This is a genomic window from Fischerella sp. JS2 (assembly GCF_032393985.1).
Taxonomy (GTDB): domain Bacteria; phylum Cyanobacteriota; class Cyanobacteriia; order Cyanobacteriales; family Nostocaceae; genus Fischerella.
Genome location: NZ_CP135918.1, coordinates 6,981,717 through 7,006,461 on the forward strand (window position 1 = coordinate 6,981,717; position 24,745 = coordinate 7,006,461).

Genomic DNA, 24,745 nt, shown 5'->3' on the forward strand with positions numbered 1-24,745 from the left:
GTTAGTAGTTATTTCCAATGTCGAATGCCCCCTTTTCACACTTCCCCGATCCCGATCATCAATCCCCATTTCCCATTAAATTATGCATTATTCTCTTGTCAGCCGCACTAGAGGAACCATATTAGGGGCTTTAATTGGGGAAAATTTCGCATTAAAAGGCGAACAAGTGCCAAATGCATCTAGCTATTGGCAAAAAATGGTGATCTTGAGTGCTGAAAGTTTAATCGAGGTGGGTAGATTTGACTTAGGAGATTGGAGTAGGCGTCAGCAACAATCAGGAATTATTTTAGAGAATAATACAGACGCTGCATTACAAGTAATTTTGGCCACACTACCAGTAGCGTTGTTTTTTCATGAGCATGCTGTCAAACTACGACAAAACTTGCTACATGTAGTTAAAATTTGGCAAAATAACCCAGTTGTAGAAGATTGGACGCTGGCAGTAGGCTATGCGATCGCTCAATCTCTAACAGAAAAACTTACTCGAGCTACTCTCATTCCACAAATAATTAGCTTTTTGGGAGAAACACCCACATCTGTACCACAGACTTTATTGAAATTACACAATTTGTTAGAAAAACAGGCAGGGTTAGAAATAACGCAAGCTGAGTTGTGTACAGAAGAAAACGTGAATTATGCCTTAGCAATTGCTTTTTATTGCTTTGTTAGTAGTTTAGAAGACTTTCGCCTTTCAGTTTTACGGTCTACTAAAGTTACATCACGCTCGATTTATATCAGCACAATTACTGCTGCTTTATCAGGAGCCTATAACGCTACAGCAGATATTCCTGTAAGTTGGCGGTTTTTACTTGCCAAAAATAGGGCGGCACAATGGCAACCAAAGGATTTCTCCGAGATGCTAAAATTAGCAGATACACTTGTGGCTACCTGGTCAGGAGTGTATGATTCTACTTTGCATCAAGGCGACGTGAGAACAGAATGGGCCGTAACTCTCAACGATGTACCTCTAGAGGCGATCGCAGCTCCCCGCGTGATCCGGCTACGTTAATCTCACTTCTACTTTACTAATGATACAAAGTATAAAAAATAGAAATTTTCTATTACAATAAATTAAATTTTAGTAAAAAAATATACTAAAGTTTGGGATAACATTAAAATTCAATCGGGTTCTGTAGGTAGCAATTGTGGTAAGCAGGCTTCAAGTGTTTTAACTCAAAGTAATAAAGCAAGAAACTGCGGTCATAGACGATGAAAACGCAGCCATTTTTTCATCTTTGACTTAAAGGATTTATTCACTGGAAGCAACTTTACCAAAGCCCTACGCCGTTTACATTTATCGAAACCAACTGTGAAAGGCAAACATAAAAAACAAAGAGCGCCAAACCTGAAGGTAACTAGTGGTGGTTTACTTGGAAAACCTTCTCCTGTTGTTTTCGTGATTGCAGTAGTGTCTCTTACTGGAATAATTGGGCAAAATTTCTACAACCAGCCTCAATTGAAAATAGGAACCACCGCACCAGAGACAATTAGAGCGCCCTATAGTAGCCTGATCGAGGATACAAAAAAAACAGAAGCACAGCGCAAAAATGTTAGCAAAAAATTTGTGCCTGTGTTAATGGTTGATGAAAACATTAATACACAAATCAAGAAAAATTTACAAACATTTTTAGCTCAGGGTAGTGAGATTCGAGCTGCTGCCGGTTCTTTTCCTTTTTTTGATACTTTTGTTTTGTCAGTTTCTAGTCAGCGTTATCTGCGTTCCTGTGCTGACTCGGAATGGGAAGACTTGTTGATAGCTCTAGAACATACTAATCAGCAAAAATCAGGAGTATTAACTCAAAACTTAAGAAGCATTTTCATTAAAACCAGAGAACAGAATCAAAACGCAAATAAGCAGAGAGTTGGAGATACGGAGAATGTTTCCGTACCATCGCGTTTAGGTATCCCCCTATCCTCTTCATCGAAGTCAGAGACTTCCTTACTTAGCGTTTCTTCCACTCCAGAAGTAAAACCGAATGATTCGTTCCAAAGTGCAGAATTTGCCCAAGCAATGGCAGAATTAGAAGCTTATCGCCTCAAGACTTCTACGCAAAACTTGGTTTCACTATTGGGTAAAGTTGCTCAAGCACGCCAAGGTTATACCCAAGCCACCATCAAGTTGTCACAACTGCTGAGTGAAAACTCCCAAACAGCTTATGAAACAACTTCTTTCCTGAACTTCTCTGATGAAGACTGGGCAAAAACTCAAATGGGGGTGCAGCTGAGTGCTGAGCGGATTTTAGCTCAAGGTATTCCTCAAGGACTACCCCCCAGTGTTTTACAAAATGCAGTCAATTTGCATGTTCATAAATTAGTGCCACAACAAGCAGAATCTTTTGCGAAGAAACTGCTGTTAGAGGTTTTGCAACCGAATCTTAAGCAAGATGAAGAACAAACCAAATTACAAGCAGCAATGGCAGCGGCAGAAGTTAAGCCTGTAATCGTGGCTGTGGAACAAGGTGAGATAGTTGTCCGCAAGGGCGATCGCATTACAGCCTGGCATTTAGATGCATTGGAACACTACCACCTGCTACGCCGAGAAATTAACTGGTTGGGATTAATGTATTTGGCTGGGACTGTCAGCTTTTCTGTAGGAATTTTTACTTTTGTTGAACGGAGTATTAAGTATCGATGGCGACAAAGCGATCGCCTATTAGTATTATTGCTGACTTTGAGTACGCCTGTGGTAGTGACAATGGGTACGCCTTATACTACTTGGAGTGGTGTAGGTTTATTGCTGGGTAGCTTTTACGGAGCGACTGCGGGTGTGACAGTGGTAGGGCTGCTGGTAGCATTATTAGGCATGAGCCTAGAAATCAGTAAAATTTCCCTATTGGCAGGTGCAGCTGGGGGAATATTGGGCAGTTGTATAGCCCATAGGTTGCGATCGCGTGAGGAATTAGCACTATTAAGTGTAGCGATCGCTTTAACTGAAGGTGGTGTTTACCTACTCATTCAAATCTTTTTGGGTGCAGCATTTGGCCCTTATTTTTACGTTGTCCTCAAAGAAGCAGGGATTTTTGCTTTATCTGGTTTAGCTTGGAGTATTGTAGCCTTGGGGTTAAGCCCTTATTTAGAAAAATTATTTGATTTAGTTACTCCGATTCGCTTGGCAGAACTGGCAAACCCTAACCGTTCTTTATTAAAAAAACTGGCAACAGTTGCCCCTGGGACTTTTCAGCATACGCTATTTGTCGCCACTCTAGCTGAGGCTGCTGCCAAAGAATTAGGATGCAACATTGAATTAGTTAGAGCTGGCACATTGTATCACGATATTGGTAAAATGCACGACCCCCAAGCCTTTATTGAAAATCAAATGGGGGGGCCAAACAAGCATGATACAGAAATTAAAGACCCTTGGCATAGTGCTGACATCATTAAAAAGCATGTCAGCGAAGGTTTGGCGATGGCAAAAAAACACAGTTTGCCTTCTTCTATTCAAGCTTTTATTCCAGAGCATCAAGGCACTATGCAAATTGCTTACTTCTATCACCAAGCTCAACAGATGGCTAAAGAAGATTCCAGTTTAACAGTAGATGAAGCAGACTTTCGCTACGATGGGCCAATTCCTCAATCACGGGAAACAGGAATTGTGATGCTAGCAGATTCCTGCGAAGCAGCATTGCGATCGCTCAAAGATGCTAGTTGTGAACAAGCTTTGGTGATGGTTAACAATATTCTCCGTGCCAGATGGCAAGACAACCAATTAGTAGACTCAGGACTAACACGGGAAGAAATGAGCAAAATAGCCGAAATTTTTGTAGAAGTTTGGCAACAATTTCATCACAAACGTATTGCATATCCCAAGTTAAAGACCGGGAATTAAGTTATATCATGTTCACTTGAATACTTATATTGTCGCGTGGGCTGGTAATAGGTAATTGGTAATGGATTATTAAGATAATGATGATTTTCCCATACCCAATGCCCGATGCCCAATGACCAACAGCGAAGCATAATATTGTAAGCAAGAAGCCGAACTTGATATTAGGCAACAGACTTGAAATTAACTGATCACTGATCACTGATAACTTTATCTGTAAATCACCACAGGCTCTGAACAACGTTGTTTCCAACCAACTTGTTCCAGCATTGGTTGTCCATCATAGTCTGTAGCAGGTTTTCCTATACAAAGATAACCTAACGGTTCCCAATCATCAGGAACACTAAGTACTTGTTTAAGTTGGTCATAATCGAGAATCGAAACCCAACCTGCACTGTATCCTTGTTCCGTTAGGGACAGCCAAAGATTTTGGATTGCGCACACACAGCTCCATTTCAATGTTTCATCAGTCCAAACAGTGCCTATTGTGTAGTTTTCTTTAGGGTACTCGCAAAATACTGCTAAACCAATGGGAGCATCTTCAATTGCTTCTAACTTAAGACTTTTATGAAGCTTGAGCTTGTCTTGATCATTTGCCAGATCGGCTTCTGCTTTTGCCCTGATTTTCAGGAAAGATTGCTTGAGTATTGCCTTAGTCTGTTGATTACGGACTACCACAAATCGCCAAGGCTCACTCAAACCAACTGAGGGAGCGCAGTGAGCGGCAGTTAAGGCTTTTTTCAATACAGTATCAGGGACATCGTCTTTCAAGAAATGTCGTGTATCACGCCTCAGCCTCAAACACTGTTCCAACTCCATAAAGCTGTACTTTCCCTTAAACACTCATCAACAATAGCTTAGCCGAGTCAGTTGTCTAGTTGCACTTTTACAAATCTAACAACCTGAGCATATTACTAAGCATATAGCCAAATAATCATCCGGTAAATCTTGTAATCATGCTCAAGATATGCAACGAATCTCAAACGGGAGTATCCCAATTTTTTCAATATGCTGCTAAGGGTTTTAACCCTGAGCTTCATAGCCAAAGTTGTCTGAAGACGAGTCAAATAAATCAAACAGTTTGCTTAAGCAGATTTAAGCTATGAGACTGCGATTTACATCGCAGGTGAGTTTTTTGAACATTTGGGATCTCCCTCTCAAATAGCGTTTATTGTTATGTTTAGAAATCTATTAATCACTACTAAATAACATAAAGTGCCAACCCATATAAACAGGGGCTGACACTTTATTAGTTTGTTACTTCTTTGGTTATATTTAGGGTCTTTATTTTGCTGACCCCAATGTTATCTATACTTAAAATGATCCCCTATTTTTGTAGTAAACAAAGATTTTTTAATTTTTTCTTTAGATTTACTTTCCTGACTATTTGTGAAGCTTTGTAAAACGGCGTTTGGCCGGGTTGATGGAGGCTCCCATAACTTCAGATACCCAGACTTCAAAGTTACGGACTGGGTGGGAACGCAAAGCAACATCAGGATGAACTATTGGTTCAACCAAAATCGTAAACATTCCCAACCGATTACCAGCTAACACATCGGTAAATAAGCGATCGCCCACCATTGCCACTTGTTCTGCGGGCAAATTCATGGCATTGAGTGCTGCTCTGATCTTACGTCGCGAGGGTTTAGCAGCGCCTAAGTAGTAAGGTAAATCCAAAGACTGAGCAATATTTCCTATGCGGACTTCACTTAAATTATTGCTTACAAGATACAGAGTTGCTACCTGACGGATTTCCTGAACCCACTTTTGTAGTTCTGCTGAAGCCGATACTACTCTAATAGGTACTAATGTTTCATCGACATCCAACACCAGCCCCTTCAGCCCATATTGTTGGATCATACCAGGTGTAAGATTCAACACTGAACCTTCCAAAATTAAATCAGGCTGTAGGAGGTTGTTCCAGCGCATAGTTTTAGTCAAAAGTCAATGGTCAATGGTCAATGGTCAATGGTCAATAGTCAATGGTCGATTGTCAATTTGAGATTCTCTATACTCTTGACTATGGACTCTTGACTATGGACACTGGACTATAGACATATTTCTCAGAAATCTATGCAATAGCTAAAACATTTGGCAAAAAGACTGCCAAATGCTTATGCCCATAGTTAATAATAATTAAAACTTCCTCATGTAGAGATTAAATATTGCCGTTTTTTGTTTGGAATTTTTAATTTTATTCAACTCCATTAAACAAATGCTCTTCTAAAAGCGGTTGCACTTGACGGAATTCTTCTGGCGAAAGTAATTCAGGTTTACCAGTTTTAGAGATTCGTGCAAAAAACAGTAGTGGATCAAGAGGGGTATAAATTGCATACTCCTGCTCTTCATAGTAAAAGCTAGCTAGCAATTGTAATTGCTCTGGTTCCAAATCTGACTGTTCGTCTTCGATTTCTAAAGTGAACAATTCTGATTCTTCAACTGGTGGTAATTCACCTGCAACAGTTAAAGCATAAGCTGTATTCTTGAGGACTAGATTTTGTTCCGATAGTACAGCTTGGGCAGTGCTAAAAATTTGCTCGATAGTGGCATCATCTTCTACGAGAACAGCCTCTTCTTCTTCCTCACCTTGCCAAGCAAAGATTTCTACAGGTGAGTCAACAGGAAGAAGCAAAAAGTATCCTTGCCCATCTACTTCCAGTGAATGTTCAATGTAACATTCGAGCGATCGCCCTTTGTCATCGCTCAGAGTGATGGTGCCAGCTGATCCGCGATCATGTTCGTCCGAAAAATAAGAAAAAGACATAGCCGAGATATAAACTGTATGACTACCAGCTACTTGATAGAGGGGGAAAGGGGGTGAGGGATAAGGAATTAGGAATTAGGGATTGGGGATTGAAAAAATGATCGATATCCTAATTACCCTTTCTCCGTTCCCTGTTTCCCGTTCCCTGTTTTTCTTTAACCTTCAATTCTTTCCTACCTTTGCTGGCTAACAGATTTCAGAATATCATGCGACAAGGTGTGCTTACTCAGCAGATAATTCTGTAGCTTGTAAGCCAGTTCGCCGTGTATCTAACCATTGCTGCAAAATTAAAGCTGCTGCCTTACGGTCAATTAAAGCTTTATGGCGTGATGGAGAGCGATTTTCAGCAATGAGCAACTGCTCTGCTTGAAAAGAAGTTAATCGCTCATCTACATACTCCACAGGCAGCTTCAGAACTTTGCCTAGTCGTGTGGCAAACTTTTGTACTTGTTTAGCTTGAAACCCTAAAGAACCGTCCATTGAATAGGGTAAACCGACGACTAAAACTTGTACTTCTCTTTCATTGACCAGTTTTTGTATTTGTTCCACATCTTGCCCAAAAGATGTACGTTCTACAGTAGTAATGCCAGTGGCTATTAACCCCAGGCGATCACACCCCGCCACACCAATACGTTTACGACCGACATCTAATCCTAAAGCAGAAACATATTTAGAAGTAAGGTAAGACACACAAGAGGGGGAAGACAGGGGAGAAACATTACTTCCTTGTCCTCCTTGTCCCCCTTGTCCTTGTTTAATATCCACACAACTACTCCTGCTGTTGTCCATCAGCTGAGTCTGGCTGACAAAATGGTTCTAAGTGAGAATTTTTGCAAGAAAAGGAAATAGTTTCTTTTGATGGATTAGATTGTGTTTGCCTGTCTGGAGAAGTTTGCTGATGTGGGGGCAACCATGACATTCCCCCTGGTATGGGTTTACGTGCTGGTTGTAGACCTTGTAATACTTCAGGTAACTGAATTCCTTCCAAAGAGACAAATTTAGATTCTCGTACTTTATGCCACACCGAGCGAGACATAATTAGAGTATGTTCTATACGACCTGCTCCAATTTGTTCTAAATACTCTTCCCCTTCTGGTTGATAGTCTGCCGAAGCTAGTTGCAATGGTTGCTGGGGGAAATCCTGGGCAATACGAGCAAGTTGAGTCAACAACTCTGGATACAGCCAAGTATATGCTGGGTGGACTGTTAGCGTTGCCCAATGTGGTTCTTCACCTTTGCGGTCTAGCATAATCTGAAAATAACCGATCGCTGCTTTACGTTGGGGTTCAAATACGTAACCGCTTACTACTTCTGTTTTAGTCACCCACTGTTTGACAGCATCAACTAAGGCACTAAATAAGTTAGTTTTAAAGTCATCGGTTTGGCGGTCAAATACCTGCCGCACCAAAGGCGGCATTGATGCTGTATCTAGTTGATATAACAGCTGAGCATCAGCGTTACTTATAGGCAGCAAATTAGGCAAGTCTGGGTTAACTTGCGCCAATTCAGCTAGCAGTTCTGGTTTAATTTCCCAATAGGTCATTTCAGCCAGACGCTGAAAACCGTTTTGCCGATACAGTGCCAATGCTTCTGTATCGTTAATGTTTACTTCTAATATCCAAGTCCGAGCCTCTAAAATTGACTCAAAGCAGTAGCGCAAAAGCTGCGATCCAATTCCTTGTTTATCAGCAGCACGCTCTAGGATTACACGGTCTACGCGCCAAGTGCTACGGGTACGATTAAATGGCGAGACTTGGATCATTCCTAAAAGCGATCGCCCCTGTTCTGCTACATAACCACAGAAAATATATTGTAACGGGTTAGGAAACCAACTTAAAAATTTCAACAATCCATACCAACGGCGCAGCCATTGCATTTGCCGCATAGCAAAATCGGCTCCTTTTCTGGTTTTAGCTGCGAATGAATCTAGAGCTAGACGTCCAATACTATCCAAATCTCGATATTGGATTGGTCGGATCACAACGCTAAGATTTTTCTGAAGTAATGAATTCATTTTCATTCGAGCCGCCATTGCGCCTTAAATAACAGAAACAGAGGTACTGCTGCATTAATATTAACGGCTTTCCACCCCTTATCTATTGCTCCAAAAGAGTGATTTTCACAACTCAATATTAAAAAGCAGACTAGTTGATGACTACATTAGCCTGAGCTCAACAAGTTCTGCTTTAATTTTATTTAAATTTTATTGAAGATTTGTATATATTGTGAGCTAGATAGCTCGGCGAGAACGAGAAATTAGTTTTTCAAAATTTGCTTGGGTTTGATGGAGTAATTGCTCTCGACTATCTTCCTGGGTCTGCTTCAGGGATGGAACCAGATTACGAGCTTGCAGAGCCATGTGCATTTGGAGGTGGGCAACATATTCACTAAAGTCTTCTTCAACAACTACATTTGTACCCTTGAGGAACTGTGATTCCATTGCCACTGTATTCTCCTTTGTTTGTTAATCCCTAGTTATTGATTCACATTATCAAAACTTATCATGTCGTTTTACCTAGCTTCTTAGGTTTGCAATGAAGTTTAACGGTTTTTACAAAGATTATGGAGAAATGTAAATTTTAGTAAATGAGTTAGTGGTTGGTTGTTGGTTGTTGATTGTTGATTGGTAGTGGCTGTTCACTACTCCTTACACTCCTCACACCCCCCATCTCCCCATTGCCCCTAATCCCCACTCCCCCTCCAACACTTGTTGATTAAAAAGTATGAAAACTTACTTTTTTAAACGTAAGTTTGACACCAAATACATTTTTACAATATTATTTAAAACTTAATTGATTTAAGTATAAAAATTAATTTTGGAATCAAAAATTTATTTACTTAAAATAAAATGCTAAAGCCTACAATTAAACCCTTGTTGTACAACAACAGTAGCAACAATCAGGTGATAAACAAGTAACAATTTAGGGAGTTGGAGTTGCGGCTCTATAACTTCTAGCTACCGATTTAGCTGGTGCTGAATTATACTAATAATCAAATGCCACTCTTCAGCTTTTTCAATCAAAATACTGAGCAACAATCTAACCCGCAAATAGTGGGACGGGGTGTGAGGTTGCAAGCTAGTTACTCAAAACTACCTTTAAGCCAAAGAATTATCATGCCGTTTATGCTGGTATTCTTTAGCATTATGGTGGTAGCTGTAATTAGCTTTGCTTTCTGGTTTACCAGCCGAATGGAATACCAGATAAAAAATTCTGTTGCATCAGGTGCAGCAGTTATTTTGCAGGAGTTGCAAACAGAAAAACAAGACTTGGGTTCTTGGGTGCAGCTAATAGCAGAACGAAATGATGTGCGTAGCGCACTGCAAGAGAAAGATACTCAAGCACTACTGAAAATATTAGTGTCACATAAGACTAATTTGGAATTAGACCTGATCAAGGTTGTCAATCAAAACGGTGGAGTAGTGCTAGATCTCAGAGAGCCAAAATTAAATGAATCATACTTAGAAGATAGAACAAGTATTTCTCAAGCACTTGGAGGGATGTACCCTTTAGATGTAGTCAATCTTGCAAAACAACGAGGACAAACACAGTTAGTTATGGTGGGTACAGCTCCGATTAAGTCTAACGAAGAAGAAGTGATTGGCGCAGTTGAAATTGGTATTCTCATCAATAACGAATTCCTCAAAAGTCTAATAGCAGCCAAAGATGAGTACTTGATTGTATTCAACAAAGATAAAACAGTTGTTGTTTCTACCTTAACAGCAGTCACTAATAGAAATTGGCAGTTACCACTGACCTCTGTCCCACCAATACGCATCTTACTTACAAATAAGCACTATATTGCCAAAAGTATTTTTCTGCCAGGATTGAGTAATACTTCTCTGACAGTGGTATTGCTAAAATCGCTTGCTGATCTCAACCATACAGTACAGTACTTATGGCTAAGATTGTGGGGTTTTTTCCTACTGGGGGGTTTGATTTGTACCTTGGTGGGTAAGAATATAGCGCTAAATATTTCTGGGCCTTTATTGACTGTAGCAAGAGTTGCTCAAAAAGCTACTCAGGAAGGTAATTTTGATTTGCAAGCTCCTGTAACAAGAAATGATGAAGTCGGAATTTTAGCTACTTCTCTTAATAGCTTAATTCGGCGAGTTGCAGAATACACTCAAGAATTAGAACAAGCTCGGACAACTTTAGAAAAGCGAGTTGAAGAACGCACTCACCAACTTTTACAAAAAAATCAGGAATTAAATCTAGCTTACGATCAACTTAGTTATGCAATTCAAGAACTCCAACAAACTCAAGCACAGTTGATTCAAACTGAAAAAATGTCTTCATTGGGTAATATGGTAGCGGGGGTCGCTCATGAAATAAATAATCCCATAAGTTTTATCTATGGCAATATTAGCTATGCCAAGGAATATATCGAACAACTATTAGAATTACTTCATTTATATAGAAAAGAATATCCTCAACCAACTGCTGCGATTCAAACTTGTCTAGAAAAGATGGAACTAGATTATATTAGCGAAGATTTGCCCAAAATTTTATCATCAATGAAAATGGGAGCGCAGCGAATTCGGGAAATTGTTTTGTCTTTACGAAATTTCTCGCGATTAGATGAGTCTGAAAAGAAAGCTGTGAATATTCACGAGGGAATTGACAGTACTTTATTGATTCTCAATCATCGCTTAAAAGAAGGAATTCAAGTAATAAAAGAATATGAAGGAACATTACCATTAATTGAGTGTTATCCAGCACAACTAAATCAAGTATTTTTGAATCTTCTAAGTAATGCAATTGATGCTGTGGAAGAGTCATTTTTTAGTAAATTTTCATCGGAAGATAATAAAGTCAATCCCCAAATATTAATCCATACAAACAAAGCAGCAGGTAATCGCATTTACGTACGAATTACAGATAATGGTTGCGGAATTGAACCAAAAAACCAAGATCAGATTTTTGACCCTTTCTTTACAACTAAAGAAGTGGGTAAAGGTACTGGATTAGGATTGTGGATTTGCTATCAGATTATCCAAAAACATCAGGGTAAGATTGAAGTTAATTCTTTACTTGGTGAAGGAACTACTGTTACGGTAACACTCCCGCTTGTACAAAAATCATAAGTGTATCAGTGCGATCGCGCCTTTAGATTCTCTATGATTGAGCGATCGCACCACCTTCCCCTCACGGTAGCCAAGGATATTGTCGGAAATTAGGCGGACGTTTCTCTAAAAACGCCTGTTTACCCTCGGCTCCTTCTTCTGTCATGTAGTAAAGTAAAGTTGCATTACCGGCGAGTTCCTGTAAACCTGCTTGTCCATCGCAATCAGCATTAAATGCTGCCTTGAGACAACGAATAGCAATGGGACTTTTTTCTAAAACTTCCTTAGCCCACTGGATACCTTCTGCTTCTAATTGTTCCACTGGTACAACACAATTTACTAAGCCCATTTCCAGCGCTTGTTGAGCATTGTACTGGCGACAGAGAAACCAAATCTCTCGCGCCTTTTTTTGTCCCACAATCCGCGCCAGATAGCTAGCACCAAAACCACCGTCAAAGCTACCGACCTTTGGTCCCGTCTGTCCAAAAATAGCATTGTCGGCGGCGATAGTCAGGTCACATATTAAATGTAAGACGTGTCCGCCCCCGATCGCATACCCAGCTACCAAAGCAATTACTACTTTTGGCATTGACCGGATTAGGCGTTGCAAATCCAACACATTTAAGCGGGGAATCCCACTATCATCTACATAACCCGCGTGTCCGCGCACACTTTGATCTCCGCCAGCACAAAAGGCATATTTGCCATCAGTGTGTGGCCCATAACCAGTAAATAATACAACTCCTATAGTAGTATCTTCACGGGCATCACAAAAGGCGTCATATAGTTCAAAAATAGTTTTCGGACGGAAAGCATTGCGCTTGTGGGGGCGATTGATGGTAATTTTGGCAATGCCATCGGCTTTGTGATAAAGAATGTCTTCGTAGGTTTTGACGCTTTGCCAGTTAATTTGCATGAGTGGTGGAATGCGACTTCAAGTTGAAAATTGTAGCTCAGGCTAGGTAACACACTATCAATTAGTTTGAAAAAGGGAAAACAGGGAGTTAACTTAGTACAGCTTTACGTAAAATCGTAGCGAACTTAAACGCACAGAGAAGTTTGAGCTAGGGCTTGGGGCGATCAAAGCTTCGGTGGGAGCGCGGAGTCAGCGCACCAGGTAGCAGAGTCTTTTTATAGAGAATTCGCTATGAATTAATAAAATATTATACTCAGCAGCATACGCGTAACATATCTGTATGTATCTGTATGTATCTGTGTTTATCTGTGTTCATCTGTGTTCGATATTTCTATGCCCCTCTGGCCAGTCGCCATGAAAATTTCCGGAATGAATCAAAAGCCTGTTGTATCTCCTCTAAATGCTTAGCTTGGTTTAACCAAAACTATAAAAGCCCAAAGGAGTTTTCAACTATGAGCGATGATATGTCGTCCTTGTCAGTTAATGACTTTGGTGCTTCCTTTAAAAAGTTTCTTGAGCAAGTAACTACTTCTGCTCCCACCGAGGAACCTTTTTTTAAGAGTCAGTTACACACTCATTTTTCAGAAGATCCCCGAACTCTTCCTGTTGTCTGTCAACAATTTGAAAAATCGACCACCCCAACCTGCAACTAGCGATGGATGAATATTTAGCACAAGTGGGGTGTTCTGCTCAATTGTTGGGTGTAATTACGCCTCATGAACACCTGGGAGTCAGTTTATCTCAATTGGTCATCGATACCAATGGAGGATTTATGAGTTCAGTACAACCGACTCCTGGCCCTGTGCAGTACGTCAATCTTCCCCTCAGTAATGATCAACTTTTGGCCTGCGTGCAATCAGGACTTTATCTGATTAGCAATGGCGATTTGCGTTTGGCTGTCATGGTGCGTGGTGCTAGTGATTACAGTTTTCGTGCGGGAATTACAGTAGAGGTAATGGCAAGCGATCGCTCCAGCGCCGAAGCCTTTCTCGCCCAGTTGCGAACCGCAATCCGCAGGCGTAATATCTATCGAGGACGCATAATTTCTCTAGTACAAAGTGAGGATAGGAGGAGCTTAAACGTTATTTTTCATAGTTTACCATCGTTAAATCGTAAGCAAATTATCTTACCAGACGGCTTGCTACAAAGAATCGAGCGACAATCTATAGGTTTTTCCCAAGTAGCTGACAAACTACAAGCGGCAGGACGGCATCTGAAACGAGGCATACTTTTATACGGCCCGCCAGGAACCGGGAAAACATTAACAGCAATGTATCTTGCTTCCCAAATGCCAGACCGGACAATCATTCTGATTACGGGTCGGGGTATGGGTTTAATTGAAAAGTCTTGTGAGATGGCACGTTTGCTACAACCTGCAACTCTGATTTTGGAAGATGTAGATTTAATTGCTGAAGAAAGAAGCAGCGACAAAGGTTGTAGTAATGTAGTGTTATTTGAATTGCTAAATCAGATGGACGGGTTGAATGAGGATGCAGATGTTCTATTTGTGTTGACAACCAACCGACCCGAAATCCTGGAACCAGCTTTGGCAGCACGACCAGGAAGGGTCGATACTGCGATTGAAATTCCTTTACCTGATGCATCTTGTCGGCGCAGACTGTTTGAACTTTATAGCAAAGGTTTGCAGCTGTCGTTGGAAAATTTAGATAGTTTTATTGCACGTACGCAAGGGGTGAGTGCTGCTTTTATTCGTGAGTTAATGCGAAAAGCGGCCCTGTTTGCCGCCGATGAAGGTCAGGAGATATTGATTTGCGATCGCCATCTTGATGAAGCACTATACGAACTTGTGGAGTTAGGAGGCGAACTAACTCACAGCATTTTGGGAGCAGGAGAAGCTTTTTCGTAAAGCTTTGGGATACACTCGTAATCATGACTTGTTTAAATTCAGCTACTTTGCCCCCATTCATGATTCACGGTGCTTATCCTCTCAGTGTTGCACCGATGATGGATCGTACAGACCGCCACTTTCGGTATTTTATGCGGCAGATTACACGCCGTACTTTGCTTTATACCGAAATGGTGACAACTGCCGCGATTTTGCATGGTGACAAAGAACACCTACTCGGCTTTTCCCCAGAAGAAAAGCCCCTAGTTTTGCAGGTTGGGGGCGATAATCCCAAGGAATTAGCCCAATGTAGCCGGATTGCTGAGGATATAGGCTACGATGAAATCAATCTCAATGTCGGTTGTCCGAGTAGTCGTGTCCAAGATGGGAATTTTGGGGCTTGTTTAATGGCACAGCCTGAAAAAGTGGCAGACTGTGTAGTACAGATGATCAATGCGACTTCTATCCCAGTTAGTGTAAAGCACCGCATTGGTATTGACGATCGCGATCACTACGAAGATATGGTAAATTTTGTTCGCATTGTCTCACAAGCAGGCTGCCAACGTTTTACTGTCCATGCCCGCAAAGCTTGGTTACAGGGTTTAAGCCCGAAAGAAAACCGAGATATACCACCCCTGCGTTATGCTGATGTCTATCGTCTGAAACAGGAATTCCCCCACCTATTCATCGAAATCAATGGTGGAATTATTAACATGGAGCAGGTAAAAGAGCATTTACAATCGGTAGATGCGGTGATGATTGGGCGTGCAGCTTACGATCATCCCTATTTATTTGCCACAGCAGACAGTGAAATCTACGGCGAGGCGATGCAACCTCTGTCTCGCCATGAAGTTGCTGAAGCGATGTTTGCTTATATTGATTACTGGGTGGCAAAAGGTCTGAAACTCAACAAAATTACCCGCCACATGCTGCAACTATTTGCTGGACAACCGGGTAGTCGAGTTTGGAAGCGTCATCTGACGGAAAACTCTTGCCGTCTGGGAGCAGGTTCGGCTGTGGTACAAGAGGCGTTAGCACAAGTTCCCGACTCGCCATTCCTGGGAAATGTGCTTTCAGCCTGTTGATAACGCTTGTGTTTGCAGCATCGACATCAAATCCTGAATTCCCTTTTGTAGATACCGTGTGACTGTCATTGGACTAGTGCCAATTTTCTTTGCGGCATCTTTGCGAGAAAGTTCTTTCAAGAATACTAGTTCTACTGCCATACGAGGCTTTTCTTCTAACATGCTAATTGCCCCTTGTAGTTGTTGCCGTTCTTCGTGTTGTAGCTGTTGGGCGCCAGAACGGGGACAAGGAAGCGCCTCACCCAAGGTAATTTGACAATCAATGTAGTTAACTACCGTAGCGTCTAAACTCAAAGGCATACGATTTTGAGCAGCTAACTTGGTTTCTTGCCACTCTTGCACAGATACCTTGAGTTGTTTAGCAATTTCTGCATCTTTGGGAGGACGACCTAAAATTTCCGCCAATTCCTTACGAACTTTTTGCCCCTCATTGTAGAGTTCTTGCCAACGCCGGGGAATTTTTAACAGAGTGCTGCGATCGCGCAAAAAGTGCAGCATCTCACCCCGAATATATGGGACAGCAAAGGAACTAAAAGCATATCCTTGACTGGGATCAAAACGCTCAATGGCTCTGATTAAACCAAAGTAACCGATTTGCTCTAAGTCTTCATAAGGCTCATTACATTGATGGCTAAATTTATGAGCCATTTTCCGTACTAAGCCAGTATGTAATTTAACAAGCTGATTACGAAGTTCAATAGAAGGATTCTGATGGTATAACTGCAATAACTCCATACCATCAGACCGCATAGAGGACTGACTTGTTTCCATAGAAATTCCTTTTTGGTAACTCCTATTCCCTAAAAAACGGAGTTGCGTAAAACTTCACTTAAGCTGTAATTATTTTCCTTAGGAACGGTTGGAGAAACCATTCGTTGTTTCACTGAACTTATGTAGACTCTCACTCCGTAGGTCAGTATTTACACGCATAATTTTTGTACCCATATCCGTTCGATACAGAGATGTTTTTGTTGATGCTAAGTTTTAGCGAGCATGTAACCCTTGTGCAGTGCGAGGTCATCAAAGACCTTGATAAATATGCCCAGCGCTTGCAAACACAATGTCTACGGATTCATTTCTCTAATTATGAGCTAAAAATCTAGGTAAGAATGGAATTAGTCAGTAAAATTCTCAAATGTAAAATATGAGCAATACTAGCAACTTCCGTGACGCTATCCGTGAAGCCAGAACTCAAGCCCTAGTCGGACCAAATGTCATAGCCAATGCTCTGCCTTATCTCGGAGGCGGTCTAATCTTAACAGCATTGGGAACCTATGGCGGTTTGGGAGTTATCCGTGCTAACCCCGGATTGTTCTTTCCCACTTTCATTGGTGCAGTGATTGTGGAATTAATTTTGTTCTTTGTCGCCCAGAATGTTGCTGAAAAGGGCAAAAATAGCGTTGCACTGCCTCTGTTAGCCACCTATAGCCTACTGTCTGGCTACACTCTTAGCGGCTTGGTATTTGTAGCGCTGTCACAAAAAGGTGTAGGTATTCAAGGAGTTGGTTTAGCCGCCCTTAGTTGTGGAATCACCTTCATCGCTGCTCGTCAGATAGGTTCAAATCTTTCTGACACTGACGGTATGGCTCTGACAAAAACCATCAATTTGGGTATTATCGCCTTGGTCGTGGTTGTCGGCTTGCAATTTGTCTTTGCTTTGTTTGGCGTCTATACTCCAGGGTGGTTGGAAATAGGCATTTCTGCTTTAGGGGTCTTCCTATTTGCTGGAGCATCTGTAGTCGATTTTTACATCCTGCCACGCACCTACCGCAATGACCAATACCTACCTGCGGCTTTGTCGATGTACTTAACTTACATCAACCTTTTCATCTTCATTTTGAGGCTGTTGATAGCCCTAAATGGTCGTGACTAAGTATATCTAGTAGAAAAACCAATGTTTTAAACTTTATGCCGTGGTTATCTTTTTGATAACTACGGTTTTTTGTGGCTTACATGCTGAGGAAAGTCCTTTCTCGCCTTCTGTTTCACTTTATATTAAACAGTTAGGTGTACTACGAGATAAATCTGTGGTATTTCTTTATATCCGACATTTAATTGACAGCATGACATGTTTCTTACAGATTCCGCTGACATTACCAGGATTTATTTCTCTTCAAGGTTGAATCTGAAGCAGCGTAGTGAGTTGGGTCAGTTTTTGACCCCTGCCCCGGTTGCCCGTTTTATGGCGGGACAATTTAGTAGTTTATCGGGTCACATCAGTCTTTTAGATCCTGGAGCCGGAGTTGGGTCATTAACTGCTGCCTTTGTAGAGCGGTTATTGGCAAATCCTAACGAGGTTAAGAGTTGCTTCATAACAGCATATGAAGTTGAATCAGCCTTCCTATCCTCTTTGAGACAATGCCTTATAGAGTGTTGTGCAGCTTTAAAGAGCCAAGGAATTCAAGCACATTATTGTTTACGTGAAGAAAGCTTTATAGAGGCTTTTCCCGAAATAAATTTGCCGCTTTTTACTACATCATCTATCAATTTTACTCATGCGATTCTGAATCCACCTTATAAAAAGATTCACAGCCAATCCGTCGAAAAGAAGATCCTTTCCCAGATTGGAATTGAAACTGTAAATCTATATAGTGCATTTGTTTGGCTTACTATATTACAGCTTGCCGAGGGTGGAGAAATAGTTGCAATTACGCCTAGAAGTTTCTGTAATGGTTCTTATTTTCGTCCTTTTCGTAAAGCTTTCCTGGAAAGCATGACTGGATCTTTTTGGCTAGTGACTTTTCTTCTCCATTTCCCTACTTTCTAAGAAAATCTCAAGTTGATCTATATTAATTAATCCGAAATTGAGATATTTTAAAAATACGGTTTATCTATCGCTAATGAGGAGTTAACCGTGATATCTCCCTTTTTCCCCGTTATAAATCATTCTGATAGAACTATCATTCGGTATTTTAAACGGCGCTCTTTTATCCCACTTCCACAGGATATACTCTGGAAAATAGAAAAAGGAGTAGTACGAAATTTAACTTGGCATGAAGACGGTACACTCGTCACTTTGGGAGTTTGGGGGCCAGGAGATGTTGTTGGCAGAAGTTTATCAAAAATAGAACCATATGAAATAGAATGTTTGACCAAAGTAGAGGTTACTATTTTTCCTGTAAATGAATCATATCAACTCACAGAGATACTACTAACACAGATCGAACAAGCAGAAGCATTAATGATGATTCGTAGCTATAAAACAGTTGAAATTATGCTGATTAAACTCTTGAGTTGGTTAGCTAAAAAATTTGGTCGTGCAGTAGAAACTGGTCAGTTAATTGATTTACGTTTAACTCATCAAGATATTGCAGAACTGTTAAACTCAACTCGCGTGACGATTACTAGAGTTCTCACTAATTTAGAGGAAAAAGGATTGATTCATCGTCTGCCTTTGCATAAAATTGTGCTGAAAGAAGAGCAGATATGGCACTATGAAATATAAACGATGCTTTTTTCTGTTTTGTTAAGTTAGGTAGGAGAGCAAAGGAAGGTTTACCTTGAAAACTGAACGATCTGAAGACGTTCTTCAGTTTTGGTTTCCTAAGCAACCAAGCAATGATCAAAGGGCGATGGTTCGTCAGTGGGAATGGTGGTTTCGCGGGGGTGCTGATGCTGATATAATCGAGCATTTTTCACCACTGCTGGAACAAGCGATACAAGGTGAACTTGACGCCTGGTCTAGTGAGCCACGGTCACGGCTCGCCCTTATCATAATCCTCGACCAATTTTCGCGAACAATCCATCGTTTAACTGCTCAAGCATTTGCACAAGACCCAAAGGCTTGCGCGCTGACGCTTGAAGGGATTGACGTTGGTCACTATGCATCTCTTAAAACACCTTGGGAAAAGACCTTTTTTCTTCTGCCATTGGGGCATTCCGAAGATATAGGGAACCTAGATTTAGCAGTCAAGCTTGCAGATGAAATAGTGAAGGAGGCACCACAGGAGTATCGCCCGTTGTTAGAGTTCTCCGCAGCGCAAGCGCGCGGACATCGGGAGGTGATTGCACGGTTCGGCCGTCATCCTCATCGCAATGAGGTACTAGGGCGTCAATCAACCTTTGATGAACTTGAATATCTCGCGACTGGTAGGCTCGTACATACGCGCCCAATGCCGCCACACCTGTCGCAATTTCTCTCCAATACTTGAGGTAGTTAAACCTCGATTTCTCACATTTATAAAAAACTTTGTAAATAACTAAAGCTAGAAAAAAGCTGATCTTGTCTTCCCCAAATTTCTAAGTCAAACCAGCCATGATTTTGGACATCAGGCTTTAGTAAAGCTCCGGTAATATTAACTGTTACCCCATAGCGAGAAACTAATTCATAAATTACTGGTTTGTGGTAATGATTTTTCGATACACACAGTTGTAAACGTAGTCTATTGGTTTGATTACTAGAGATTTGCGGATAGAGTTGGTTTTCCCATTTAGTTACTAAACTAGTATGTTCATTGCCTGTTATATTACTTTCTGAAATTGGAAAAGACTGAGAGTTTTGACTAGGCTGAATACTTCCGACAATACCTACTTGCATAAGATCCACACCTATTCGTTGCAAATAAGAGAGGCTATTGATAACTTGTTCTGGGTTACCCTGAAGTTCTAAATCGAACCAGCCGCAGCTATCAATGTCTGCTGTTAGAGAAGCTGCCTTAATATTAACTGTAAGATTGTAACGGGATATTAATCGAGAAATTACAGGTTGCCGATGGTAGTGCTGAGGTACTCGAATCCGGATGTGGACTGGAGGTATTTTTGCAGAGTTAGATTTAAAGGTAGTCATACAAAATAGGCTGGAAAACATAAATGTTAATAGTAGGGGCGCGAAGCTTTGCACCCTTACAGTAATTGATTGTTAGTTGTTGATTGTTTTAAACAACAACCAACAAACAACAAACAACTATTTACCAATTACCTATATTGTTGTCTTCCCAAATTTCCAGTTCCAATTCTTTGAGATAATTCAGTCCACTATTAATTTGCTCAGGCGTTCCTTGTAAGTCTAGGTCAAACCAACCATCACCAATGGCATTAGCTCCAAGAATAGCAGCAGAAATATTCACCGTTAGATCATAGTCAGAAACTAAGCGAGAAATAACTGGTTCGTGACGATAATCTTTGGGAATTCTAACGCGAATTCGTTTGTTGGTAAGGGTATTGTGAGAAACCATATTTGAATTCTCCTATTCCAATTTTGATTAATTAGTCATTAGTCACATTGGTTATTTGTTGGTAGTTGATTGTTGAGTGTACTTTCAAACAACAAACAACAAGCAACATCAAAATGACTAATGACTAATGACTAATGAGCCTTTGTTGATTTGATACCTGTTTTCCGTTCTAAAATCCCCTTTAACACCAAAGTTACGACTGCAAGCAGTGCTAAGATCACAGCAGCTGAGTAGGCTGCCTCTGTTTCGTACTGTTTGTAAGCATCCTCTACGAATAGAGGTAAGCTTTGAGTTTTACCAGCGATGTTTCCAGAGACTACGGAAACTGCACCGAATTCACCCATTGCTCTGGCATTGGTCAAAATTAAGCCGTAAAGCAAACCCCAACGGATATTTGGTAATGTCACACGCCAAAATGTTTGCCAGCTATTTGCACCCAAAGTTTGCGCTGCTTCTTCTTGATCGCTTCCTAACTCCTCTAACACCGGAATGACTTCACGGGCAACAAAGGGCATACTCACAAAAGCTGTGGCCAGTAACATCCCGGGGAAAGCAAAAATAATTTTGATACCATGCTCTTGCAACCAGCCCCCAAACCATCCATTTCGTCCGTAGACTAGCACAAGCATTAAACCGGCGACGACGGGCGAAATTGAAAAGGGTAGGTCTATGATACTCAAAATTAAAGTGCGACCAGGAAATTTGTGACGAGCGATCGCCCAAGCTGCACACAAACCAAATATAGTGTTTACTGGTACAGCAATTAAAGCTAGTAGTAATGTCAGCTTGGCTGCACTCAGAAAATCTTCTCGTGTTAGGTTAGACAGAAACGGCCCAGCTCCATTTTTGAATGCTTGGTAAAAAACGTTGATAGCAGGGATATACAGCATTAACGCTAAATATCCCAACGCGATCCCAATTAATATTACAGGAACGAAACTCCTTGTTTTGGTAGGTTTTTGTTTGTTGGGATTTGCTGGTGTTGTATGAAAATGGGGTTGCACAAAAGAGGCTTCTTCATTTGGTGTCATATCTTCTTGCCCAACTTTGTAAGAAATTAATCGCCAGCAGTATCAGCAAAGAAATTACCAGTAGCACCATGCCAATTACCGTTGCACCGGAATAGTCATACTGCTCTAGACGTTGGAAAATCAGTACAGGTGCAATCAAATCTTTGAAGGGAGTGTTGGAAGATATAATTACCGTCGAGCCGTATTCGCCAACAGCACGGGAGAAACCCAAGGCTACACCTGTCAAAATTGTGGGAAATAACGGCGGTAGAATCACATTCCAAAAAGTCTGCCATTGGGATGCACCTAAAGACCAAGCAGCTTCTTCGATTTCTTTTTCCATTTCCTGAAGTACAGGTTGCACTGTCCGTACTACAAAAGGCAGCGAGATAAAAATCATCGCCACAGCTACACCCAAACTAGTAAAAGATATCTTGATACCCAAGGGGGCAAACAGCGAACCAATCCAGCCATTATCACTGTATACAGTGGCTAGTGTTAAACCTGCTACTGCTGTTGGCAATGCAAATGGTAAATCTACGGTGGCATCAATAAATCTTTTGCCTGGAAAGTCATAACGAACTAGAACCCAAGCAATCAAAGTACCAAAAACACCATTGAGTAAAGCAGTTATTAATGCTGTTAAAAAAGTTACATTATATGCTGATAATGCGATCGGACTAGTAGCAATTTGCCAAAACTCAGCCGGGGATTTAGTCGCCGCTTTCAAAAACATGGCAGTGATTGGGATAATCAACATCACTGTTAGATATCCCAAGGTAATTCGCCATGTCCAAGGAAGATGAAAGAATTGATCCAAAAACTTCTTCCAGTCTGGAGTCTTGTTTCTAGCTTTTTGTTGAGGTGATGAAGGAGAGGATACGGTCATGGGGATAAGGGATTGGAAGGGGGACAAGGGGGATAAAGAGGACAAGGAGGACAAATGACCAATGACTAATGACCATTGACTAACGTCTGATTTTGGCTTGGATTTGGTCAAAAACTGCTCCATCTTCAAAAAATTTCTTTTGCACTTCCGCCCATCCGCCGTAGTCTTGAACGTTTCCTAGATTATTGACCTTCGTATATTTATCGGCAAGTGCTTTGAGTTCTTTATTTTGAGCGACTGCTTCATCTAGGGGTCGAAATCCCAGTTTGGCAAACTCTTGCTGTGCTTCTGGAGTAAAGAGGTATTGAACAAAAGCTTCTGCTACTTCACGAGAACCGTGCTTATCAACGTTCTTATCCACCACTGAAATTGGATTGTCGATGGAGATATTCACATCTGGAACAACATAATCAACTTTCTCGCCCTTCTGTTGTGCCAGAATCACTTCGTTTTCGTAGTTAATCAAAGCATCTCCCTGACCCTGTTTAGCAAAAGCGTCAGTGGCTTCACGGGCATCTTTTGTTAAGATTGGTACATTGCTGTAAACTTTGGTCACAAAGTCCAGGGCTTTGTCTTCTCCTCCCCCTGTTTTAATGACTGAGTTCCACAGTGCGAGAAAGTTCCAACGAGCAATACCTGATGTTTTGGGGTCAGCAGTAATTACTTTAATATCGCCTTTCTCCAAATCTGCCCAAGTTTTGATATTTTTTGGGTTTCCAGGACGAGTGATGAGGGCTGCAACAGTCTTCGATACGATCGCATTATTAGGGACTTCTTTTTCCCATCCAGGTTCAATCAGTCCAGCCTTCTCAATTTTTTGAGTGTCTAAAGCCAGCGCCAGGTGAACTACATCTGCTTCCAAACCATCGATGACTGCACGAGTTTGTGAACCAGATCCCCCATAACTTTGCCTAAAGGTAACGTTTTGGTTATGCTCTTGTTTCCACTTCTCGACAAACTTAGGAATAATAGCATCGTGAGCGGCTTTAGTAACTGCAAAGGAAACGAGGGTTACTTCGACATCCTGTTTATTGTTTCCTGCTGCCACAGGATTTGCTGTAGGATTATCAGCACTACCGTTGCCATTCCCACCAGAGCAGGATGCGATCGCTACACTCAAGCTAACTCCAACTAAAGCAAGCGATAGAAAGCCTTTGATTGAATTAACTCTTACCCTACTAGTGATTTTTAATAAGGTTTGTCTTAATTTTGTAATAATACCCTGCCACGAACTCATTCAGTTTACCCCGTTTGCTTAAAAACTACTATTACTCGGTCGGTTTATAGGATTTAATAGTTATTTGTGAGCTATATTACATGGGTGCTGCTTAAAAATCAAGAGAATATCTACGCTTCATTGATAGGGAAAGTGAGAATAGTCTGATAGTTGTGGCTGAAAATAGAGTACTGAGGTTATTTACCTTGGCAAAATATATCAAATTCCCCCTACACTCCTATTTCTTAACTACATCTAACAAACTCTGCAACATTAAATAAACAGAAGTTGCCCCTGGATCTTGATGTCCTACACTTCGTTGTCCTAAATAACTGGCACGGCCTTTTTTAGCCTGCATTGGTGTTGTATCTTGCATTCCCTTCTCTGCTGCTGCTACAGCTTTTTGCATTGCTGATAATATATTTTCACCTGCTGCTACAGCTTGTCCAAAAGCTGTGACAGCTGGCGATAAAGCATCCACCATTGTTTTATCGCCCAGTTGTGCTTTTCCCCGCCCAACGACGCCATCTAACCCTGCTTGCAGCATCGCTAGCATATCTTGCTCATTTAGTTCTTGTTTATCAGCTACTACCGTACTCGCTCGTAAAAACAATGTGCCATAAAGCGGACCGCTTGCACCGCCAACTGTGGAAATGAGCGTCATGCTCACCATTTTAAGAATACTACCGATGTCTTTATCTGCAACAGTTGGCAACTGAGTCACTACCTTTTTAAAACCACGTTCCATATTTATACCGTGGTCAGCATCGCCTATGGCTGCATCTAATTCTGTTAAATAGTCTTTGTTTTCTTCGACTACAGTTGCAAAGGTTTGCAACCACTGTAAAATTTGCTCTTTTGTCGCCATCTGTGTACCTCCTACTGAACGCAGATATCAAAGAAAAATATCCGAGTTTTTACGGTTTCGGCATTGAACAAATGTAAAAGGGAGTAGTA

23 protein-coding genes are annotated in these 24,745 nt (G+C 41.1%); 9 read left to right on the plus strand and 14 right to left on the minus strand.

All coding sequences use genetic code 11. From position 1 onward, the window contains the following. The first annotated feature begins 82 nt into the window (after positions 1-82). Complete coding sequence (locus RS893_RS29995; protein ID WP_315789187.1) at positions 83-1,009, plus strand: ADP-ribosylglycohydrolase family protein; 927 nt, start codon at positions 83-85, stop codon at positions 1,007-1,009. A 300-nt stretch (positions 1,010-1,309) separates the two neighbouring features. Beyond that, positions 1,310-3,826 (plus strand): HD family phosphohydrolase, encoded by a 2,517-nt coding sequence (locus tag RS893_RS30000; protein WP_315789188.1) that lies wholly within the window; start codon positions 1,310-1,312, stop codon positions 3,824-3,826. A gap of 207 nt (positions 3,827-4,033) precedes the next feature. Here RS893_RS30000 and bluB read toward each other — a convergent pair whose 3' ends face one another. From bluB to RS893_RS30030, 6 genes are all read right to left on the minus strand, one after another. Beyond that, the gene (gene bluB, locus RS893_RS30005; RefSeq protein ID WP_315789189.1) at positions 4,034-4,642 is read right to left on the minus strand and encodes a 5,6-dimethylbenzimidazole synthase; all 609 of its coding nucleotides are present in this window, start codon (positions 4,640-4,642) and stop codon (positions 4,034-4,036) included. 564 nt (positions 4,643-5,206) lie between these two features. Continuing rightward, positions 5,207-5,752, minus strand: coding sequence for a YqeG family HAD IIIA-type phosphatase (locus RS893_RS30010; RefSeq protein WP_315792141.1), 546 nt, complete (start codon positions 5,750-5,752; stop codon positions 5,207-5,209). A gap of 265 nt (positions 5,753-6,017) precedes the next feature. Further along, on the minus strand, positions 6,018-6,587 hold the full coding sequence (locus RS893_RS30015) for a DUF3727 domain-containing protein (RefSeq protein ID WP_315789190.1): 570 nt from the start codon (positions 6,585-6,587) through the stop codon (positions 6,018-6,020). A 222-nt stretch (positions 6,588-6,809) separates the two neighbouring features. After that, a complete protein-coding gene (ruvX, locus tag RS893_RS30020; protein ID WP_315789191.1) occupies positions 6,810-7,376 on the minus strand; it encodes a Holliday junction resolvase RuvX in 567 nt (188 codons plus the stop codon). Then, positions 7,357-8,619 carry a GNAT family N-acetyltransferase gene (locus tag RS893_RS30025; RefSeq protein WP_315789192.1) on the minus strand — a complete coding sequence of 421 codons (1,263 nt, stop codon included), beginning with the start codon at positions 8,617-8,619 and terminating at the stop codon, positions 7,357-7,359. The genes ruvX and RS893_RS30025 overlap by 20 nt, the downstream gene beginning before the upstream one ends. A 198-nt stretch (positions 8,620-8,817) precedes the next feature. Then, positions 8,818-9,027 (minus strand): hypothetical protein, encoded by a 210-nt coding sequence (locus tag RS893_RS30030; protein ID WP_315789193.1) that lies wholly within the window; start codon positions 9,025-9,027, stop codon positions 8,818-8,820. 555 nt (positions 9,028-9,582) lie between these two features. Between RS893_RS30030 and RS893_RS30035 the strand changes: the two genes are divergently transcribed. Continuing rightward, positions 9,583-11,673, plus strand: coding sequence for an ATP-binding protein (locus RS893_RS30035; RefSeq protein ID WP_315789194.1), 2,091 nt, complete (start codon positions 9,583-9,585; stop codon positions 11,671-11,673). A 61-nt stretch (positions 11,674-11,734) separates the two neighbouring features. Here RS893_RS30035 and menB read toward each other — a convergent pair whose 3' ends face one another. Continuing rightward, positions 11,735-12,568, minus strand: a complete 834-nt coding sequence (gene menB / locus RS893_RS30040; RefSeq protein ID WP_315789195.1) for a 1,4-dihydroxy-2-naphthoyl-CoA synthase — start codon at positions 12,566-12,568, stop codon at positions 11,735-11,737. A gap of 655 nt (positions 12,569-13,223) precedes the next feature. Between menB and RS893_RS30045 the strand changes: the two genes are divergently transcribed. Together RS893_RS30045 and dusA are read left to right on the plus strand one after the other, a co-directional pair. Further along, complete coding sequence (locus RS893_RS30045) at positions 13,224-14,435, plus strand: AAA family ATPase (RefSeq protein ID WP_315789196.1); 1,212 nt, start codon at positions 13,224-13,226, stop codon at positions 14,433-14,435. A gap of 23 nt (positions 14,436-14,458) precedes the next feature. Further along, positions 14,459-15,499, plus strand: a complete 1,041-nt coding sequence (gene dusA / locus RS893_RS30050) for a tRNA dihydrouridine(20/20a) synthase DusA (RefSeq protein WP_315789197.1) — start codon at positions 14,459-14,461, stop codon at positions 15,497-15,499. Here the strand turns inward: dusA and RS893_RS30055 are convergent. Further along, positions 15,488-16,270: an RNA polymerase sigma factor SigF gene (locus RS893_RS30055; protein ID WP_016869078.1), complete on the minus strand. Its 783-nt coding sequence runs from the start codon at positions 16,268-16,270 to the stop codon at positions 15,488-15,490. The two genes, dusA and RS893_RS30055, sit on opposite strands and share 12 nt — an antisense overlap. A 373-nt stretch (positions 16,271-16,643) precedes the next feature. Here RS893_RS30055 and RS893_RS30060 point away from each other — a divergent pair, with 373 nt between their 5' ends. The 4 genes from RS893_RS30060 to RS893_RS30075 all read left to right on the plus strand — a co-directional run bounded on the left by RS893_RS30060 (position 16,644) and on the right by RS893_RS30075 (position 19,650). Further along, on the plus strand, positions 16,644-17,372 hold the full coding sequence (locus RS893_RS30060; RefSeq protein ID WP_315789198.1) for a Bax inhibitor-1 family protein: 729 nt from the start codon (positions 16,644-16,646) through the stop codon (positions 17,370-17,372). A gap of 195 nt (positions 17,373-17,567) precedes the next feature. After that, complete coding sequence (locus RS893_RS30065; RefSeq protein WP_315789199.1) at positions 17,568-18,266, plus strand: Eco57I restriction-modification methylase domain-containing protein; 699 nt, start codon at positions 17,568-17,570, stop codon at positions 18,264-18,266. Positions 18,267-18,353: 87 nt separating this feature from the next. After that, the gene (locus RS893_RS30070) at positions 18,354-18,944 is read left to right on the plus strand and encodes a Crp/Fnr family transcriptional regulator (RefSeq protein WP_315789200.1); all 591 of its coding nucleotides are present in this window, start codon (positions 18,354-18,356) and stop codon (positions 18,942-18,944) included. A 55-nt stretch (positions 18,945-18,999) separates the two neighbouring features. After that, positions 19,000-19,650, plus strand: coding sequence for a DUF924 family protein (locus RS893_RS30075; RefSeq protein ID WP_315789201.1), 651 nt, complete (start codon positions 19,000-19,002; stop codon positions 19,648-19,650). A gap of 26 nt (positions 19,651-19,676) precedes the next feature. On the opposite strand, the gene RS893_RS30080 is transcribed toward RS893_RS30075, so the two are convergent. From RS893_RS30080 to dhaL, 6 genes are all read right to left on the minus strand, one after another. After that, positions 19,677-20,285, minus strand: a complete 609-nt coding sequence (locus tag RS893_RS30080) for an NIL domain-containing protein (protein ID WP_315789202.1) — start codon at positions 20,283-20,285, stop codon at positions 19,677-19,679. A 121-nt stretch (positions 20,286-20,406) separates the two neighbouring features. After that, positions 20,407-20,673, minus strand: coding sequence for an NIL domain-containing protein (locus tag RS893_RS30085; RefSeq protein ID WP_315789203.1), 267 nt, complete (start codon positions 20,671-20,673; stop codon positions 20,407-20,409). Between the two features lie 131 nt (positions 20,674-20,804). Then, positions 20,805-21,704, minus strand: a complete 900-nt coding sequence (gene cysW, locus RS893_RS30090; protein WP_315789204.1) for a sulfate ABC transporter permease subunit CysW — start codon at positions 21,702-21,704, stop codon at positions 20,805-20,807. Continuing rightward, positions 21,691-22,572, minus strand: a complete 882-nt coding sequence (gene cysT / locus RS893_RS30095) for a sulfate ABC transporter permease subunit CysT (protein WP_315789205.1) — start codon at positions 22,570-22,572, stop codon at positions 21,691-21,693. The genes cysW and cysT overlap by 14 nt, the downstream gene beginning before the upstream one ends. A gap of 79 nt (positions 22,573-22,651) precedes the next feature. Beyond that, positions 22,652-23,809, minus strand: coding sequence for a sulfate ABC transporter substrate-binding protein (locus RS893_RS30100; protein ID WP_315789206.1), 1,158 nt, complete (start codon positions 23,807-23,809; stop codon positions 22,652-22,654). Between the two features lie 217 nt (positions 23,810-24,026). Further along, positions 24,027-24,656, minus strand: a complete 630-nt coding sequence (gene dhaL / locus RS893_RS30105) for a dihydroxyacetone kinase subunit DhaL (RefSeq protein WP_315789207.1) — start codon at positions 24,654-24,656, stop codon at positions 24,027-24,029. Positions 24,657-24,745: the final 89 nt, after the last annotated feature.

Excerpts from the sequence above, each read along its gene's own strand:
- RS893_RS29995 (WP_315789187.1), top strand. The coding sequence starts at position 83 with ATGCATTATTCTCTTGTCAGCCGCACTAGAGGAACCATATTAGGGGCT.
- bluB (WP_315789189.1), bottom strand. The coding sequence starts at position 4,642 with ATGGAGTTGGAACAGTGTTTGAGGCTGAGGCGTGATACACGACATTTC.
- RS893_RS30010 (WP_315792141.1), bottom strand. The coding sequence starts at position 5,752 with ATGCGCTGGAACAACCTCCTACAGCCTGATTTAATTTTGGAAGGTTCA.
- RS893_RS30015 (WP_315789190.1), bottom strand. The coding sequence starts at position 6,587 with ATGTCTTTTTCTTATTTTTCGGACGAACATGATCGCGGATCAGCTGGC.
- ruvX (WP_315789191.1), bottom strand. The coding sequence starts at position 7,376 with ATGGACAACAGCAGGAGTAGTTGTGTGGATATTAAACAAGGACAAGGG.
- RS893_RS30025 (WP_315789192.1), bottom strand. The coding sequence starts at position 8,619 with ATGGCGGCTCGAATGAAAATGAATTCATTACTTCAGAAAAATCTTAGC.
- RS893_RS30030 (WP_315789193.1), bottom strand. The coding sequence starts at position 9,027 with ATGGAATCACAGTTCCTCAAGGGTACAAATGTAGTTGTTGAAGAAGAC.
- RS893_RS30035 (WP_315789194.1), top strand. The coding sequence starts at position 9,583 with ATGCCACTCTTCAGCTTTTTCAATCAAAATACTGAGCAACAATCTAAC.
- menB (WP_315789195.1), bottom strand. The coding sequence starts at position 12,568 with ATGCAAATTAACTGGCAAAGCGTCAAAACCTACGAAGACATTCTTTAT.
- RS893_RS30045 (WP_315789196.1), top strand. The coding sequence starts at position 13,224 with ATGGATGAATATTTAGCACAAGTGGGGTGTTCTGCTCAATTGTTGGGT.
- dusA (WP_315789197.1), top strand. The coding sequence starts at position 14,459 with ATGACTTGTTTAAATTCAGCTACTTTGCCCCCATTCATGATTCACGGT.
- RS893_RS30055 (WP_016869078.1), bottom strand. The coding sequence starts at position 16,270 with ATGGAAACAAGTCAGTCCTCTATGCGGTCTGATGGTATGGAGTTATTG.
- RS893_RS30060 (WP_315789198.1), top strand. The coding sequence starts at position 16,644 with ATGAGCAATACTAGCAACTTCCGTGACGCTATCCGTGAAGCCAGAACT.
- RS893_RS30065 (WP_315789199.1), top strand. The coding sequence starts at position 17,568 with ATGTTTCTTACAGATTCCGCTGACATTACCAGGATTTATTTCTCTTCA.
- RS893_RS30080 (WP_315789202.1), bottom strand. The coding sequence starts at position 20,285 with ATGACTACCTTTAAATCTAACTCTGCAAAAATACCTCCAGTCCACATC.
- RS893_RS30085 (WP_315789203.1), bottom strand. The coding sequence starts at position 20,673 with ATGGTTTCTCACAATACCCTTACCAACAAACGAATTCGCGTTAGAATT.
- cysW (WP_315789204.1), bottom strand. The coding sequence starts at position 21,704 with ATGACACCAAATGAAGAAGCCTCTTTTGTGCAACCCCATTTTCATACA.
- cysT (WP_315789205.1), bottom strand. The coding sequence starts at position 22,572 with ATGACCGTATCCTCTCCTTCATCACCTCAACAAAAAGCTAGAAACAAG.
- RS893_RS30100 (WP_315789206.1), bottom strand. The coding sequence starts at position 23,809 with ATGAGTTCGTGGCAGGGTATTATTACAAAATTAAGACAAACCTTATTA.
- dhaL (WP_315789207.1), bottom strand. The coding sequence starts at position 24,656 with ATGGCGACAAAAGAGCAAATTTTACAGTGGTTGCAAACCTTTGCAACT.